We start from the raw sequence: 16239 nt of genomic DNA on the forward strand, positions 1-16239 counted from the left end.
AGGCGAAATCAGGCCGTTTCCGGGCGCGGCACGCGCAGCGTGCACAGGCCGGCGACCAGCAGGCTGGCGCCGCCCAGGCCCAGCGCCCAGATCGGCTGGTTGTGGAAGAACAGCTTCAGCAGCACGCCGAGCACGCTGGCGGCCATCAGCTGCGGGATCACGATGAAGAAATTGAAGATGCCCATGTAGATGCCCATCTTCGCGGCGGGCAGGTTGTCCGAGAGCATCGCGTAGGGCAGCGACAGGATCGATGCCCAGGCGAAGCCGACGCCGACCATCGATGCGACCAGCCAGTGCGGATCGCGGATCAGCAGGAATGAAAGCAGGCCGATGCCGCCCAGCCACAGGTTGACCAGGTGGCTCATGCGCAGGCCGATCGCACGCACCAGAAGCGGGATCACGATGGCGGCCAGCACGCCCACGCCGTTGTAGGTGCCCATCAGCACGCCGGCCCAGTTCGCGCCCTCGTTGTAGGCGGCCGAAGTGGTGTCGGTGCTGCCGTAGAAACGCTCGGCCACCGCGGGCGTGGTGTTGATCCACATCGCGAACATGGCGAACCAGGAGAAGAACTGCACCCAGTTCAGCCGCCGCATCGGACCGGGCATACCGTACAGGTCGCCCATGATCTGGCGCAGCGCCCCCTGGCTTGCGGTGCGGCTGAGCCATACGAACAGTGCGCCGAAACCGACCAGTCCACCGGCAAGCAGATACAGCTCCTTCTCCAGGTCGTAGTGCAGGATCAGCGCCAGCAGGATCGCGCCGAGCGCGAGGAACAGCGTGCCGATCTTCCACGCGCTGCCGACGACGACCGGCGCTTCGTTGACATGGGCATCGGCGAAGGATTCCAGTTGCTCCGGCGGGTACTCGCGGGTGCTGAGGATGGTCCACAGCATCGCGCCGAGTAGTACCGCGGCACCGGCATAGAACGAGTACATCACCGAGTGCGGCACTTCGCCTGCCGGTGCGGTGTTGGCGACGCCGAAGTGGGTCAGCACGTAGGGCAGGAACGAGGCCACCACCGCACCGATGCCGATGAACACGCTCTGCATCGCATAGCCCAGCGGCCGCTGCTTCGGCGGCAACTGGTCGCCGACGAAGGCGCGGAACGGCTCCATCGACACGTTGAACGAGGCGTCCATGATCCACAGCAGGCCGGCCGCCACCCACAGCGTGGGCGAGTTCGGCATCGCCATCAGCGCCAGCGTGGCCAGCACCGCGCCGGCGAAGAAGTACGGACGGCGCCGGCCGAAGCGGTTCCAGGTGCGATCCGACAGATAGCCGATGATCGGCTGCACGATCAGCCCGGTGAACGGCGCGGCGATCCACAGCACCGGGATCTGGTCCACGTTCGCGCCCAGCGTCTGGAAGATGCGGCTGACGTTGGCGTTCTGCAGCGCGAAGCCGAACTGGATGCCGAGGAAGCCGAAGCACATGTTCCAGATCTGCCAGAACGACAGTTCCGGTTTTGCCTTGCTCATCGTGCGTGGCCCTTGTCCGCGGAAGCGCCCAGCGGCGCGATCACCATCCCCTCCACGTCGGCCGCGTTGACCGGGCCGTCGCTGCCGCCCACGCCGCCGGTGTAGTGGGCGAAGTGGCTGAGGTAGCTCATGTTGAAGCCGTCATCCAGCGTGAACGTGCAGGCCGCGCCGGCCCTTGCCGAGAACTGGCCCCAGGTCGAGCGCTGCTCGCGCACGCTGTGCGGCATCACGATCGGCACGCGCTGCTCGGCGGCACCGTCGCAGCGGATCGCCAGTATCTTCACCGCGGCGGTGATGCCGGTGTTGATCGGGCCGTGGTCGTTCACGTAGTTCAGCGACACGCGGTAGTCGCCGCTGGCAGGCGCGGTCCAGTGGCGCGGCCAGGAGTCTTCCACCGGCTTGCCTTCGTCGCCGCAGACGGCCGGGCTGTGCAGTGATTCGAGCCCGTCCTTGCCGATGCGGGTGGTGCTGACGCAGGTGAGGTTTCCGGTACGCGGCAGCGTGCCGGAACCGTCGATCGCCTGCGCGCGATGGCCGTTGACGTAGAGCTGCACTTCGCCGTCGGCCTGCACCTTCCAGACCCTGCCGTCGGCAGTGAGCGTGGGTGCAGGCGGCGCTTCGGGGGCGTACAGCGGCGCGTCGGTGCGCAGCGGGGCGTCCTTCACGGTGATCGCTTTCAGCTGCACCGTGGTGGCCTCACCCGTCGTGGTGATGCGCTCGGCGACCAGCAGGTTGCCGGTGCGGGTCTTCGGCAGCGTCAGCGTGATATGGCGGCCGGGCAGGGCGAGCGAGATGCTGTCGCGTCCGCCGAACAGCATCGGCACCAGCGATGTCGGCAGCTTGGGTACCAGCTTGCCGTCCGGCTCCAGCCCGAACACACCCTCGGTGACGGCCGCCATGTACGCGGCTACTGACCACAGCTGGCGCGGCGAATTGACCACCGGCCCGCTGAGCCTGCCCTCGTCGACGTGCTGGCCCTGGGTCAGCAGCTCGTAGTTTTCCAGGTTGGAGCCGTACAGCGAGGCGCCGCGCATGATCGATTCGATCTCGTGGGCGATGCGCGAAGGCTGGTCGACGTCGCGCGCGGCGCGCATCGCGTAGGCGCTGACGAACGGCCAGATCGCACGGTTGTGGTAGATCGGCTGGTCACGCCGCTCGGGCCACATCACCGGGCTGCCGGCCGGCCAGGTCGGGTAGTTGGCCAGGGTCTGAGCGGCGCGCGCGGGGTCGGCCACGCCGCTGGTCACCGCCAGGGCGATGCCGAGCAGGTCGTAGGTATCGTTCGGCGTGCCGTCACCGCCGATGAAGCTCATGTACATGCGGCGGTCGGCACGCCAGAAGCGGGCGTTGATGGCGGCCTTCAGGGCGCGGGCCTCGTCGGCGTAGCGGCTGGCAGCCCTGGCATCACCGTGCTGGCGGGCCAGCGTCGCGGCCATCTGCAGCGCCTGGTAGTGCAGCACGTTGGTGGACAGCGCGAACGACTGGCCGATGAAGGTGACCTCGTCGAAGGTCCAGGCCGGATAGCTCTGCTCGCGCCAGTCCATGAAGGAGGTCTCGCCGCGGTACAGGCCCAGCTGTGGGTCGAAGGCGTACTGGCGGTCCTGCGCCAATGTGTCGTCCAGCGCTTTATAGACTTCGGCGGCGAACGCCGGGTCACCCAGCAGGTGCTGGGCGCCGAGGAACCACACCACGCGGTCGGTGCTGATCGGCCAGCTGCCGCCCGAGCCGGTGTCCTGCATCACGTACAGGCCCTGCGGTGCGCTGGGTACGCGCACGTCGGAAAGCTTGAATTTCAGGCCGTTGCGGGCGCGGTCGGCATCGAAGCGCCACAGGCCCAGGTCGATCGAGTAGGACAGGTCACGCGTCCACACGTACGGCCACTTCAGGCCGGTCTCGAAACAGTGGCAGGGGATCGGCTGGCCATGGTCGAAGGCGCCGTCGCGGATCGCGGTGACCGAGTCCTGCTTCAGGTCGTCCTGTGCCATCGCGTACAGCCCGTCGAACAGCGGGCTGGCGGTGTCGGCGACGAAGGCCTGCGGGCCGATCACCCGCTGGCCGAACGGCCAGGCCAGCGTGTAGGCGCCTCGGGCATCCTGCTGGATGCTCACGTGTACGCCGTGCCAGTCGAGGCCGTCATGCCAGGCAGGCGCGGCCGGAGCCGCGGTAGCGACAGCCATCGAGGCGGCCAGCAGCGTGGTCAGCATGCGGACGCCCCGCGCACGGCGTGGGGAAAGGTCGGGTTCATGGTGATTTCTCCTCGAGCGATGACCGCGACGGATATGTATGTCACGTCGTGGCGACCCCTGCATGTTGCGTTCGCAACATGCACCCGCACCGCTGAGGGCCGAGCCCCCCCGATGCTAGGGAGCATCGCAGTGCAGCAGCCAGCGCCTGCATACGTATTCATGGGTGCCCATGCGACACCGGCCGGGCGGCGAGCGGTCGGGGCGACAGGTGGCTCAGGGGATCCGGGGCGGGAAGAGAGGGGTATCCGTCCGTGGATGAGTGGTCCCTGGTCCCTTCCCCCGAAGCAGCCTGTGGCGTCGACGGGGTTCCCACCCCGGACACATGCTCAATCAGGCCGTGGGTATTTGAGATCGGATACCATTCCGGATGTAACTGTCATTTCTTACAGGGCGCCGGGTCCGGCGTGGAGGGAGGGCGGTGCGGCAGTGGCGGGAGCAATGCATGGCCCGGCTTGGCGATGCCGGGCCGTCGATGCAGGGGCTGGTGCTGGCCTTGCGCGACATCACGGCCGACCTGGGGTTCGAGCACTGTTCCTACGTGCTGCGCCAGCCGTTGCCGATCGCCCAGCCGGCCATCCATTGGGGCAGCACCTATCCCCAGGCCTGGCTCGACCGCTACATGGAGCGGAACTACCTCGAACTCGACCCGCTGGTGCAGCGGGCGCTGGCGAGCGACCTGCCGGTGGTATGGAGCGACCGTTCGATCGATCGCCTGCCGGAGTTCTGGGAGGAGGCTCGCTCGTTCGGCATCAATCACGGCTGGGCGGTGAGCTCGCACGGGCGCGATCGCGGGGTGGGCCTGCTGACCGTGGCGCGCCGGAACGAGCCGGTGTCCGCGCACGAACTGGAGCAGAACGAGATGCGCCTGCTGTGGCTGGCGCACTCGATGCACGGCATGGCCTCGCTGCTGCCGGGCGTGGCCCAGGCGCTGCTGGAGCCGCTCTCCCTGCGCGAGCGCGAGGTGCTGCTGTGGAGTGCCGCCGGCAAGACCGCTGACGAGATCGGCCTTATCCTGGCCATCAGCTCGCGCACGGTGACCTTCCACATCAACCGCTGCATCGCCAAGCTGGGGGCCGCCAACAAGACCGAGGCGGTGGCCAAGGCGCTGGTGCTCGGTCTGCTCTGACCGGGGTGAGGGCGATAGCGGGCGGTGGGTACACCACCCGCCACCGCCCCGCAGGTCATTGCGCCAGGATCGCGCCGAAGTGCCCCTGCACCGAGACGGTCACCTCGCCGTTCTGCACCACGTAACGCTGGCCAGTGAGCTGGTCGGTGAGCGTGCTGCCATCGACCACACTGAGCTGCCATACCGGCAGCGTCACGTCGTGCGTGGTGCTGTCGTTGTTGAGCGCCACCGCGATGCGATTGGTGGCGTCGAAGCGGCCGTAGGCGTACAGCTTGTCGGCATTGTCGGTGAGCAAGCTCATGAACGAGCCGGTGCGCAGCGCAGGGTATGCGTCGCGGATCTGCGTGAGGCGATGGGTGAGCGCCACCGCACGGTTGCCCAGCGAGCCCTGGCTCCAGTCGAAGGTGCGCCGGTCGTCCGGATCGGCGCCGCCCTGCATGCCGTATTCGTCGCCGTAATAGATGGTCGGCGTGCCCACATAGGTCATCTGGAAGATAAGCGCCAGATAGGTCTTCCAGATGTCGCCGCCGGCCCGCGTGGCGAAGCGCGGGATGTCGTGGCTGGACAGGAAGTTGGTCATCGTCTGCTGCACGTTGCCCGGGATGTCGGCGCGGGTGCCGTGCAGCCAGGCGTCGAACGTGGTGGTGTCGATCGCGTTCGGGTTGCCGCCTTCGTCCTCGCCGGTGATCCAGCGCGAGACCGGGTCGGTGAAGCCGTTGTAGTTCATCGCGCCGTCCCACTGGTCGCCGCTGTCGACCCACGGACCGGCCACGCCCCAGTACTCGCCGAGGATCTCGGCATCGGGATTGACCGACTTCACCGCTTGGCGCAGCTCGCGCATGATCTGGTGGTTGGTGTCGTCGTCGCCGCCGTTGCCGCCGGCGTCGAGGTACTCGGCGGCATCCAGCCGCCAGCCGTCGATCCGCCACTTCGGCCCGAGGTAGGTCTGCACCACCGAATGGCGCGAGCCGTAGATCGCCTGGCGCACCGCCGATCCGGAAGCACCGTAGTCCAGCTTCGGCAGCGTGTCGTAGCCGAAGAAGCTGCTGTATGTGTTGGGCCATTGCTGGAACGTGTAGTAGCCGTACCACGGGCTGGACTGCGACTCGTAGGCCCCCGGCGTCGGCCAGTCGCCGTACTTGTCGAACCACCTGTTGGTGTCGCCGGTATGGTTGAACACGCCGTCGAGGATGATGCGTCCACGCGGACCGTTGCCCCGGCGGTGGATGTTTTCGATCAGCTCGTGCAGCTCGCCATTGGTGCCGAAGGCCGGGTCCACCTGGTAGTAGTCGGCCACGTCGTACTTGTGCACGGTGGGCGCCAGGAAGATCGGGTTGAGGTAGAGGATGTCCGCGCCGACGGTGCGCTTGATGTAGCCGAGCTTCCTGTCGATGCCGGCCAGGTCGCCGCCGAAGAACACCAGGTTGTTGTCGCCGCCGGGCGAGGCGAACACGCTGGTGCCCCAGGCGTGCTTCTCGGTGCAGTGGCCCTTGTAGCAGTACTCGCCGGTCCGGATGTCGTTGTGGCGGTCGCCGTCGTAGAAGCGGTCCGGGAAGATCTGGTACATCACGCCGTTCTTCATCCAGTCAGGCGTCTTGAAGCCGGGGACGATGAAGAAATCGCCGAACGGCTGCTCGCTGTCCCAGATGCCCTGTGCGTTGTACCAGACGGTCTTGCTGCCGTCGTTGATCTGGAAGCGGTAGTACTTCTCCGAGCCGGAGGCCGGAATCGTGCCCTGCCAGTAGTCGAAGGTGCCGGTGGCGTCGTTGCGCGCCCAGTGCATCGGCACCCAGTGGAACTGGCCATCGCCGCTGTCGTAGTACTTGATGTTGGCGCTGGTGATGTCGCCCTTGAAGGTGCGGAAGGTCAGCATCACCGGCTGCGTGGCGGTGGGCTCGGGCGCGCTGTCGAACAGCGGGCCCTGGTCGTGGAACAGGCCGTTCCACTCCACGTTGTTGTCGTTGCTGGCGGCATGGACCCGACCGGAGAGTCCGGCGAGGCCCAGGGCCAGTCCCAGCGCCACGGCGCGCAGGCGGCGCCGTCCCTGATGCGTCTGCATGTGCATGGTGTTTCCCCCTAGCAGGACCGGGCGCCCCCGCGCCCGGGTCATGGCACCGACGACCCCCGCCGCCGGTGCCCGGAAAACCGCGACGGCCGGTGCCGCCGCGGGGTCGTGGCGTCATTGCGCCAGGATCGCGCCGTAGTGGCCGTTGACGGTCAGCGTGACCGCGCCGTTCTGTACCGTGTACTGGGTGCCGGAGATCAGCTCGGTCACCGTGCTGCCGTTGGCCATGCTCAGCTGCCACACCGGCACGGTGATCGAGTGCGAGGCGCTGTCGTTGTTGAGCGCCACCGCGATGCGGCTGCTGGCGTCGAAGCGACCATAGGCGTAGAGCTTGTTGGTGTCGTCGGTGAGCAGGGTCATGAACGACCCGGTACGCAGCGCCGGGTAGGCGTTGCGGATGGCGATCAGCTTGTGGGCCAGGGCCACGGCGCTGTTGGTCGAGGTGCCGACGGTCCAGTCGAAGGTGCGACGGTTGTCCGGATCGGCGCCGCCCTGCATGCCGTACTCGTCGCCGTAGTAGATGGTCGGCGTGCCGACATAGGTCATCTGGAAGAACAGCGCGAGGTAGGTCTTCCAGATGTCGCCGCCGGCGCGGTTGCCGAAGCGGGTGATGTCGTGGCTGGACAGGAAGTTGCTCATCACCTGCTGCACGTTGGTCGGGTAGTTGGCCCGCGTGCCGTGCAGCCAGCTGTCGAACTGCGACACCGGGATCGAGGCGCTGTTGCCCGAGTAGTCCTGGCCGGTGATCCACTCCGAGACCGGCTGGGTGAAGCCGTCGTAGTTCATCGCGCCGTCCCACTCGGTACCGTTGTCGGTCCACGGGCCGGCATTGCCCCAGAACTCGCCGAGGATGTCGGCGTTGGCGTTGACCGATTTCACCGCGGTGCGCAGCTCGGCCATGATCTGATGGTTGGTGGCGTCGCTGCCGCCATTGCCACCGGCGTCGAGGTACTGCGCGGCATCCAGGCGCCAGCCGTCGATCGAGTAGGGTGACTTCAGGTAGGTCTTCACCACCGAGGTCGACGAACCGTAGATTGCGTTGCGCACGGCCGAGCCGCTGACGCCGTAGTCGAGCTTCGGCATCGAGGAGAAGCCGAAGAACGCCGAGTAGGTGTTCGGCCAGCTCTGGAAGGTGTAGTAGCCGTAGGTCGGGCTGGACTGCGACTCGTACGCGCCGGTGATGCTGGTCCACCAGTTGTAGCGGTCGAACCACTTGTGCGTGTCGCCGGTGTGGTTGAACACGCCGTCGAGGACCAGATAGCCCTTCGGCCCGTTGCTGGTGGAGTGGATGTCGGCGCTGAGCGTCTGCAGCGTGCTGTTGCTGCCGAACGCCGGATCCACCGTCATGTAGTCCTCGGTGTCGTACTTGTGGTTGCTCGGCGAGAGGAAGATCGGGTTGAGGTAGATGATGTTCGCGCCGAGCGTGTTCTTGATGTAGCCGAGCTTCTGGTCGACGCCTGCGAGATCGCCGCCGAAGAACACCGCCGTGTTGCAGCCACTCACGTTGGCGTAGACGCTCGAGCCCCAGGAGTGCTGCTCGGTGGCGCAGCCGGAGTAGGTGTACTGACCATTGGTGACGTCGTTGCCGGTGTTTCCGTTGTAGAAGCGGTCCGGGAAGATCTGGTACATCACGCCGTTCTTCATCCACGACGGCGTGGTGAAGCCCGGGATGATGAAAAAGTCGCCGGAGCTGGGTTCCGACGAGGTGATGCCCGCCGCGTTGTACCAGGCGGTGGCGGTGCCGTCGGTGACCTGGAAGCGGTAGTACTTCTCCGAGCTTGAGGCCGGGATCGTGCCCTGCCAGTAATCGAACACGCCGGTCGGATCGTTCGATGCCCAGTGCATGGCGACGACATGGAACTGGCTGTCGGCGCTGTCGTAGTACTTGATGTTGACGCCGGTGACGTCGCCCTTGAAGGTGCGGAAGGTCAGCGTCACGGACTGGCTGGCGGTGGGTTCGACGTGGTTGTCGAACAAGGGCCCCTGGTCGTGGAACAGGCCGTTCCACTCCACGTTGTTGTCGTTCGATGCAGCCCTTGCCGAGGGGGCTGCGCAGATGCCGGCCAATATCGCTGCCAGCGCGAGCGGGAGAGTGTGGCGGACCTGCTGCGGGCGCCGGTGGTGCGGGAACCTGGTCTTTGCGAACATCGACTTTCTCCTCCGAAGGTGATCCCAGTCGTCATGGCCGGGACAAATCGGGAGCAAGCGACCCCGTCGGGCGTCTCCCCCGGGGACGCCCGATGCTCATGTCGACAACTCCCTCCGCTGGGACGTGGCCGGACTTACTCCGGCGCGTGCCCCCAAACCAATGCGAACTGCCGTGCCTGGGCCGCAGGCACGCGGATGTAGGTGACGGCGCCGAAGCGGTCGGTGCCGGTGGTCCAGCCTTCCTGTTGACCGGACTCGAGCGCTTCGAGGCTGGCGGCGCGCGGCACTGCCTTGCCGCCCGCGGTGACGGCACTGGCGGCGCCGCCGTGCACCTTGAACAGATAGGTCTTCACCGGCGGCACGTAGCTGCCTTCGGCGGCCGACGTGCTTACGGTGGCACCCTCGCCGGTGCGCTGGATGGTCAGCGGCTGGGCGAAATAGGCGCCGTGCTCGTAGGCGTAGTCGTCGCCCTGGTCGTCGTAGTAGGTGAAGTGCGTCGCCTCGTTCGCCGGAAACGCTTCCACCGTCACTTCGGGCACCGGGTGCTGACCGACGTAGTCCATCACCGGCTGCATCGGGATGATCGCGCCGGCGCGCACGAACAGCGGGATGTCGCTCCAGCCTTTCGCGTCGACCGGCACGGTGATGCTCTGGCCGCCGGCATATGTCTTGCCGTCGAACCAACCGGTCCAGTGCCCGGCAGGCAGGTAGATCGTCTTGGTCGTCTGGCCCTCGTCGACCACCGGCGAGACCAGCAGGCCCTCGCCGAACATCCACGAGGCGACGTCGTTGCGCACCTTCGGGTCGTTCGGCCAGTCGAACACCAGCGGCCGCACCAGGCCCACGCCGCTGACGTGGCGGGTGTGCTCGTAGCTGTAGATGTAAGGCAGCAGCGCATAGCGCAGGCGGATCGCCGCGGTGGCGGCCTTTTCCGCCACCGGGCCGTAGACCCAGGGCTGGCGCTTCTGGCCGAACTCGCCGTGCACGCGGAAGATCGGCGTGAACGCGCCGAACTCGATCCAGCGCGCGTAGTTCTCCGGCGTCGGCGTGCCGTGGCTGAAGCCGCCGCCATCCATGCCCCACTGCATCGCGCCCACGTTGATCGCGCTGAGCATGCGCGCGCGCTGGCCGGCCATGCTGTGGAAACCGGTGGCGATGTCGCCGGACCACATGGCGTAGGCGTAGCGCTGTGCGCCTAGGTAGAAGTTGCGGTTGATCGACCACACGCGCAGTGGCGAATAGGCGCGCTGGCCGTCGTAGAGCGAGCGCTCCATGTTGGTGAACTGGGTGTCGCTGCCGATATCGTCGGCCTCGTCGTTCCACCAGCCGATCATGCCGGTGTCGAACGAGTGCTTGAGGTGGTCGTTGAAGAACCACGCACGGACCGCGGGCTTGTCGAAATCCAGCTCGCGGATCGGCTTCTTCGAGAAGTAGTCCGGGCCGACCTTGCTGGCCGGCGACCAGAAATCATGCGCGGTGGCATAGCGGCCCTCGACCGTGTCCACGTGCACGCGCGGCTTCATGATGCCGGTGAGATGCATGCCGCGGGCGTCGAGCATCTGCTTCAGCTTGCCGTCCGGGCCGTCGGGGAACTTGGTCTGGTTCCAGCGGAATTCGCCCCAATCCTCGCCCCAGGCCTTCCAGTCGAAGTCCAGCGTGAAGTTGTCGATCGGGATGTGCTTCGCCCGGTAGGTGTCGACGATCGACAGCAGCTCCTTCTCGTCGATGCCCCACTGGCTGTTGGTGAAGCCCATCGCCCATTTCGGGAACAGCTGCGAGTGGCCGCTGAGGTCGGCCACGGCGCGGAAGATCGTCTTCGGTGCGCCGACGATCAGGTAGTAGTCGGTGTCCTTGCGCGAGCTGCCGCTGGCCTGGATGCGACCGTGCGCGAGATTGAACTGGCCGCCGAGGGTGTCCACCAGCACGGCGTAGCCGGCGCTGCTCCACACCAGGGGGGCGCCGGCGTGACCCTGCTCGCCGGCCATGATCTTCTGCTTGCCGTCGCGCAGCAGGCCGGCGCTGACGTCGTCCTGGAAGGCGGTATAGCCGCCGATGCCGTAGAGCGGATCGCTCGCCGCGTGGTCCAGCGTGAAGCCGCCGCTGCGCAGCGAGGCGAGGTCGGCCTGGGTCAGCAGTCCCGCGTGGCCGGGGGCATCGATGCGCAGCGTGCCGTGGCGACGGTCGTAGCGGACGCTGGCGGCATCGGTGGACAGCGTGATCGCGTCCTTTTCGTTCTTCACATGCACGTCGGCGAGCGGCGCGTTCGGCGCCTTGGGATCGAGCACCAGGGTCGCCGGCCCGCTCTTGCCGCCGGGCAGGTAGTGCACGTGCACCACGTCCGGCGCGACGAAATCCACGGTCACGCGGTCGGCGCCGAGCGGGATCTGCAACTGCCCGCCGGTCACCGTGGCCGGTGCGGTGGTCGCGGCGATGGCGCTGGCCAGCGGGGTGAGCATCAGGCCGAGCAGGGCCAGCGGGGCGAGCGTGCGTTGAAGGCGACGGGTCAAGGCGGACATCCTCTGTACGTGGAGCGGGGCGACCATCGGCGTGCTTACTCGAGCACCACCGAGGTGTCGGGGGGAAGATCGATACGGCCATCGTGCAGCTGCGCACCGTCGCGACTGGCCAGGCCGATCGCGCGGAACGGCGAGCCGGCGCCGAGCGCCACCGATTGCGGCTGGCCGGACAGGTTGTGCAGCACCAGCACGCGCGAATGCGCATCCCGCAGCTGCCAGCCGACCACATGGGTGTTGCCGCTGGCGAATGCGGTCAGCGCGCCGTCGCGCAGGGCGCTGACCTGATGGCGCCAGTGGATCAGCATGCGGTAGTCGGCCAGCAGCGAGCCGGGGTCGGCCAGTTCGGCCTGCACCGACACGTCCGGACCGTCGCCCGACGTGCTGGGCTTCCAGGTGGTTTCGCCGGCAGCGTGCGGGCTGCGTTCCCAGCGCATCGGCTCGCGCAGGTCGGGATCGGGCTTGACCCCGCGCATGCCCAGTTCCTCGCCGTAGTAGACGAACGGATGGCCGGGCAGGGTGAGCAACATCGCCGCGGCCATGCGCATGTGCGCCGCGTCGCCGTCGAGCTGGCTCATCACGCGGTTCTGGTCGTGGTTGGAAAGGAACGGTGCGTCGGCGCCCGCATGGCCGGCGCTGGCGGCGAAGCCGGCATAGCGCTGCTGCAGCCGTTCGGCGAGGTCGCCGGCCTGGCCGCTGCGCGCCGCGTCGACCAGCCGCGTGGCGAGCGGGAAGTCGAACACCGCGCTGAGCGCGCCGTACCACGGGGCGAGCTGCTGCCAGCTGCTCTCGGTGACCTCGCCGACCACGTAGGTGTCCGGATTCACCGCACGCACGCCGCGCATGAATTGCCGCCACCAGGTGAGGTTTTCCCTGAGAACGTCCGGGTCGCCTTCCTGCGACTGGAAGTTCAGGTAGATGTGGCGCGCGGCGTCCAGCCGGAAACCGTCCACGCCCTTGCGCGACCAGAACCGGCCGACGTCGACCATCGCCTGGCGCACGGCGGGGTTGTCGTAGTTCAGGTCGGGCATGCCCGGGGAGAAGATACCCAGGTAATGACGGCCATCCGGCAGCGCCTGCCACGCCTTGTCGCCAGCGGCACTGTGGGCGGAGAGGTCGGTGGCCGGAGTGGCCCAGCTGTACCAGTCGTGGTGCGGATCGTGCGGGTCCTGCGCGGCGAGGAACCACGGATGCTGGTTGCTGGTGTGGTTGATCACCAGGTCGATGATCACCTTGATGCCGCGCTTGTGGGCCTCGGCCAGCAGATGCTCGAAGTCGGCCATCGTGCCGTACTGCGGGTTGATCGCCTCGTAGTCGGTGATGTCGTAGCCGTGATAGCTCGGCGAGGGATTGATCGGCATCAGCCAGATCCCGCTCACGCCGAGCGACTTGAGGTAGTCGAGCTTGGCGGTGACACCGTTGAGATCGCCGATGCCGTCGCCGTTGGTGTCATACCAGCTGCGCACGAAGATCTCGTAGTACACGCCGGAGCGTGGCGTGGATGCGGTCTGGGCATGGGCCTGCATGACCGGGGATTGCGGAGCGGGCGCCGTGGCGCAGCCACCCAGCAGCAGGGCGGACGTGAGCAGCGACGCGAGCGTGACGGAACGGATCAAGGCAGTCTCCCCGGCGATCGACGGACGGTGGCGCGAACGGCGCGACGCGTGATGTCGTTCGGACGTCCAAAGCGGCCCCCATGGTAGGCCGGTGCCCCCGTCGTGCGGCCGTGCTGCATACGTATTCATCGGCGTGGTTGTGCGGTTTTCCGTGGTGCAGTGCGGCAGATTCGCAAGCTCTTCACGGCCTGGGCATGGATCGGGGATGATCGCTGCTCGCCATCTGCCGAAGCGCTCCATGCACCAGACCGATCTGTTCCTGCTGGCGATGCTGCTGATCCTCGCCGTGCCCTACCTGCTGTGGCGCCTCGGGCGCACCGAGTACGTGGCGCCGCTGGTGGTGGTGCAGATCGTCTGCGGCATCCTGCTCGGTCCCGGTGTGCTGGGTGCGGCCTTTCCCGCCTACTACGCCACGGTGTTCGACCCCGGCGTGATCCAGGCGCTCAACGGCATTGCCTGGTGGGCGGTAATGGTGTTCGTGTGGATCGCCGGCATCGAGCTGGATCTGGGGCAGGCCTGGCGGCAGCGGCGCGAGTGCGGCATCACCGCCGGACTCGCACTGGGCGTACCGCTGCTGTTCGGCGCGCTGGCAGCGATGGCGTTGCTGCACTGGCACGACGGCTGGATCGGCCCGCATGGTGCGCGTTGGCAGTTCGTCATGGGCGTCGGCATGGCCTGCGCGGTGACCGCGCTGCCGATCCTGCTGCTGCTGATGGAGAAGCTTGCGATCCTGCGCCAGCCGTTCGGCCAGCGCGTGCTGCGCTACGCCAGCCTCGACGACGTGGCGATCTGGGCGGTGCTGGCGATGATCCTGGTGGACTGGCAGCGGATCGGCCTGCAGCTCGCCTTTCTCGTGCTGTTCGTACCGGTAGCCTGGGCGTTCCGCCGCCTGATGCACCGGCTGCCGGCGGCTGACCGCTGGTACGTGGGGCTGATCTGGCTGGCACTCTGCGCCCTGGCCGCGGATCGTGCCGGCCTGCACTTCATGGTCGGCGCCTTCCTCGCCGGCGCGGTCACCGACCGCGACAGTTTCGATGGTCCGACCCTGGATCTGCTGCGCCACCACGTGCTGCTGGTGGTGATGCCGGTGTTCTTCCTTTCCACCGGCCTGCGCACGCACTGGAGTGTGGGCGGCGGCGCGGTGTTCGCCGCGGCCGGGCTGCTGCTGGTGGCCGAGGTCGTCGGCAAGCTGGCCGGCGTGCATCTCGCGGCGCGCTGGCTGGGCTGGAACCGTGGCGAGGCATGGCTGGTCGGCTGGCTGCTGCAGACCAAGGCGCTGATCATGATCATCTTCGTCAACGTGCTGCTGGACCGCGGCATCATCAGCGGCGATACCTTCACCGCGCTGCTGTTGATGGCCGTGGCCTCCACCATGCTCAGCGTGCCGATGGTGGCGCCGCGATTGCGGCGACTGGGCGCTGCCGGGTAGGGCGCAAGCTCAGTCCGCCGCGCGGCAGTGCGTCGCGACGAACTGGCCGTGCTCCGGGAAGGTGGCCACGGCGCGCTGGATCAGCGTGCGCATGTTGCCGAGGAAGCCTTCCAGCTCCGCGGCGGGCAGCGCGTCAGCCGCCGGATGCCAGGCCTGCGGGACGATGCCCTGGCCGAGCATGACCTGCAGCCAGCCCACCTCGGTGAACAGCTCCTCGCCGTGGCGGAAGATCTGTCCGCTGCGGCGGAACAGTTCGATGCGCTCGGCCAGTCCCTCGGGCATGACGATCGAGCGGCAATGCCGCCAGAACGCCGTGTCGTCGCGCTCGGTGGCGCGGTAGTGCAGCACCAGGAAGTCGCGGATGCGTTCGTACTCGAAGCGTGTCTGCCGGTTGTATTCGTCGCTCAACGCCGGGTCGCAATGCCGGTCCGGGAACAGCGAGATCAGCCGGCTGATGCCGGACTGGATCATGTGGATGCTGGTCGACTCCAGCGGTTCCATGAAGCCGCTGGCCAAGCCCAGCGCCACGCAGTTGCGGACCCAGAAGCGGCGGCGCGCGCCGGTGGTGAAGCGCAGCACGCGCGGCTCGGCCAGCGCCTCGCCGTCGAGGTGGGCGAGCAGGGTGGCGGTGGCCTCGTCGTCGCTGATGGACCGGCTGCAGAACACGTGGCCGTTGCCGTTGCGGTGCTGTAGCGGGATGCGCCACTGCCAGCCGGCGGCGCGCGCGCTGGCCTGGGTGTACGGCCGCATCGGTGCCACGCGCTCGCTCGGTACCGCGACCGCGCGGTCGCACGGCAGCCATTGCGTCCAGTCGTCGTAGCCGGCCTTGAGCGCCCCCTCGATCAGCAGGCCGCGGAAGCCGGAGCAGTCGATGAACAGGTCGCCCTCGACCCGCACGCCCCCCTGCAGTTGCAGCGACTCGATGAAGCCGTTGTCCGCGCGCAGCTTGACGTCGACCACCTTGCCCTCGATGCGCTGCACCTGGCGCGGGTCGCAGCGCTGGCGCAGGTACTGTCCGTACAGGCCGGCATCCAGATGGTAGGCGTGGCGGGTGCCGGTCATCGGGCTGGAGCCGATCCGGTCCAGCCGGCCGAAACGATACTGGGCGCAGGCCTGCGCGTTGATCGAATACGACCAGAGGTCGGGGGCGGCCCCGCTGCGTTCCTGCCGATCGCGCAGCCAGTAGTGCTGGAACGGCACCAGGCCCAGCGGCAGCCCGATATCGCCGAAGGCATGCAGGTAGGAGTCGCCGATCCGGCCCCAGTCGTTGAACTGGATCGCCAGCTTGAAGGTTCCCTTCACCGCACGCATCAGTTCGTCCTCGTCGATGCCGAGGAAGGCGTTGACGTGGCGGATCTGCGGGATCGTGGCCTCGCCCACGCCGACGGTGCCGATCTCGTCGGACTCGACCAGCGTGATCGCCAGTCGTGGGCCAAGGGCCCGGGCGAGAAGGGCGGCGGTCATCCACCCGGCAGTGCCGCCGCCGACGATGACCACGCGCTGGATCGGATTGGCCTGCATGCTGGGTTTCCCTGCGCCGCGACGGGAAGAGCTGATTAGCGCCCCGCCGTGGGCTTGTCAAAAAAAGAGCCCCGCTGGTAATCCAACGGGGCTCGGG

General features: G+C 67.6%; 9 protein-coding genes. 2 read left to right on the top strand and 7 right to left on the bottom strand.

Annotated elements, in window-relative coordinates:
- Window positions 1-8: 8 nt before the first annotated feature.
- Both NC595_RS06495 and NC595_RS06500 read right to left on the bottom strand, forming a co-directional pair.
- Entirely contained in the window at window positions 9-1478 is a 1470-nt protein-coding gene (locus tag NC595_RS06495; protein ID WP_253565488.1) for an MFS transporter, read from the bottom strand.
- Window positions 1475-3682, bottom strand: coding sequence for an alpha-L-rhamnosidase-related protein (locus tag NC595_RS06500; protein ID WP_253565490.1), 2208 nt, complete (start codon window positions 3680-3682; stop codon window positions 1475-1477). Before NC595_RS06500 ends, NC595_RS06495 begins: the two co-directional genes overlap by 4 nt.
- A gap of 484 nt (window positions 3683-4166) precedes the next feature.
- On the opposite strand from NC595_RS06500, the gene NC595_RS20440 reads away from it, so the two are divergent.
- Window positions 4167-4850, top strand: coding sequence for a LuxR family transcriptional regulator (locus NC595_RS20440; protein ID WP_289623582.1), 684 nt, complete (start codon window positions 4167-4169; stop codon window positions 4848-4850).
- 55 nt (window positions 4851-4905) lie between these two features.
- Here NC595_RS20440 and NC595_RS06515 read toward each other — a convergent pair whose 3' ends face one another.
- From NC595_RS06515 to NC595_RS06530, 4 genes are all read right to left on the bottom strand, one after another.
- Entirely contained in the window at window positions 4906-6915 is a 2010-nt protein-coding gene (locus NC595_RS06515; RefSeq protein WP_253565492.1) for a glycoside hydrolase family 13 protein, read from the bottom strand.
- A gap of 114 nt (window positions 6916-7029) precedes the next feature.
- Window positions 7030-9063 (bottom strand): glycoside hydrolase family 13 protein, encoded by a 2034-nt coding sequence (locus NC595_RS06520; protein WP_253565494.1) that lies wholly within the window; start codon window positions 9061-9063, stop codon window positions 7030-7032.
- Window positions 9064-9197: 134 nt separating this feature from the next.
- Window positions 9198-11579 carry a glycoside hydrolase family 31 protein gene (locus NC595_RS06525; protein ID WP_425493073.1) on the bottom strand — a complete coding sequence of 794 codons (2382 nt, stop codon included), beginning with the start codon at window positions 11577-11579 and terminating at the stop codon, window positions 9198-9200.
- Between the two features lie 35 nt (window positions 11580-11614).
- Window positions 11615-13192 (bottom strand): alpha-amylase family glycosyl hydrolase, encoded by a 1578-nt coding sequence (locus NC595_RS06530; RefSeq protein WP_253565497.1) that lies wholly within the window; start codon window positions 13190-13192, stop codon window positions 11615-11617.
- A gap of 205 nt (window positions 13193-13397) precedes the next feature.
- Between NC595_RS06530 and NC595_RS06535 the strand changes: the two genes are divergently transcribed.
- Window positions 13398-14621, top strand: a complete 1224-nt coding sequence (locus NC595_RS06535; RefSeq protein WP_253565498.1) for a cation:proton antiporter — start codon at window positions 13398-13400, stop codon at window positions 14619-14621.
- A 9-nt stretch (window positions 14622-14630) separates the two neighbouring features.
- Here NC595_RS06535 and NC595_RS06540 read toward each other — a convergent pair whose 3' ends face one another.
- Window positions 14631-16142 carry a tryptophan halogenase family protein gene (locus tag NC595_RS06540; RefSeq protein WP_253565499.1) on the bottom strand — a complete coding sequence of 504 codons (1512 nt, stop codon included), beginning with the start codon at window positions 16140-16142 and terminating at the stop codon, window positions 14631-14633.
- Window positions 16143-16239: the final 97 nt, after the last annotated feature.

It is taken from the genome of Dyella lutea, from assembly GCF_024158035.1.
In the GTDB taxonomy this organism is placed as follows: domain Bacteria; phylum Pseudomonadota; class Gammaproteobacteria; order Xanthomonadales; family Rhodanobacteraceae; genus Dyella_A; species Dyella_A lutea.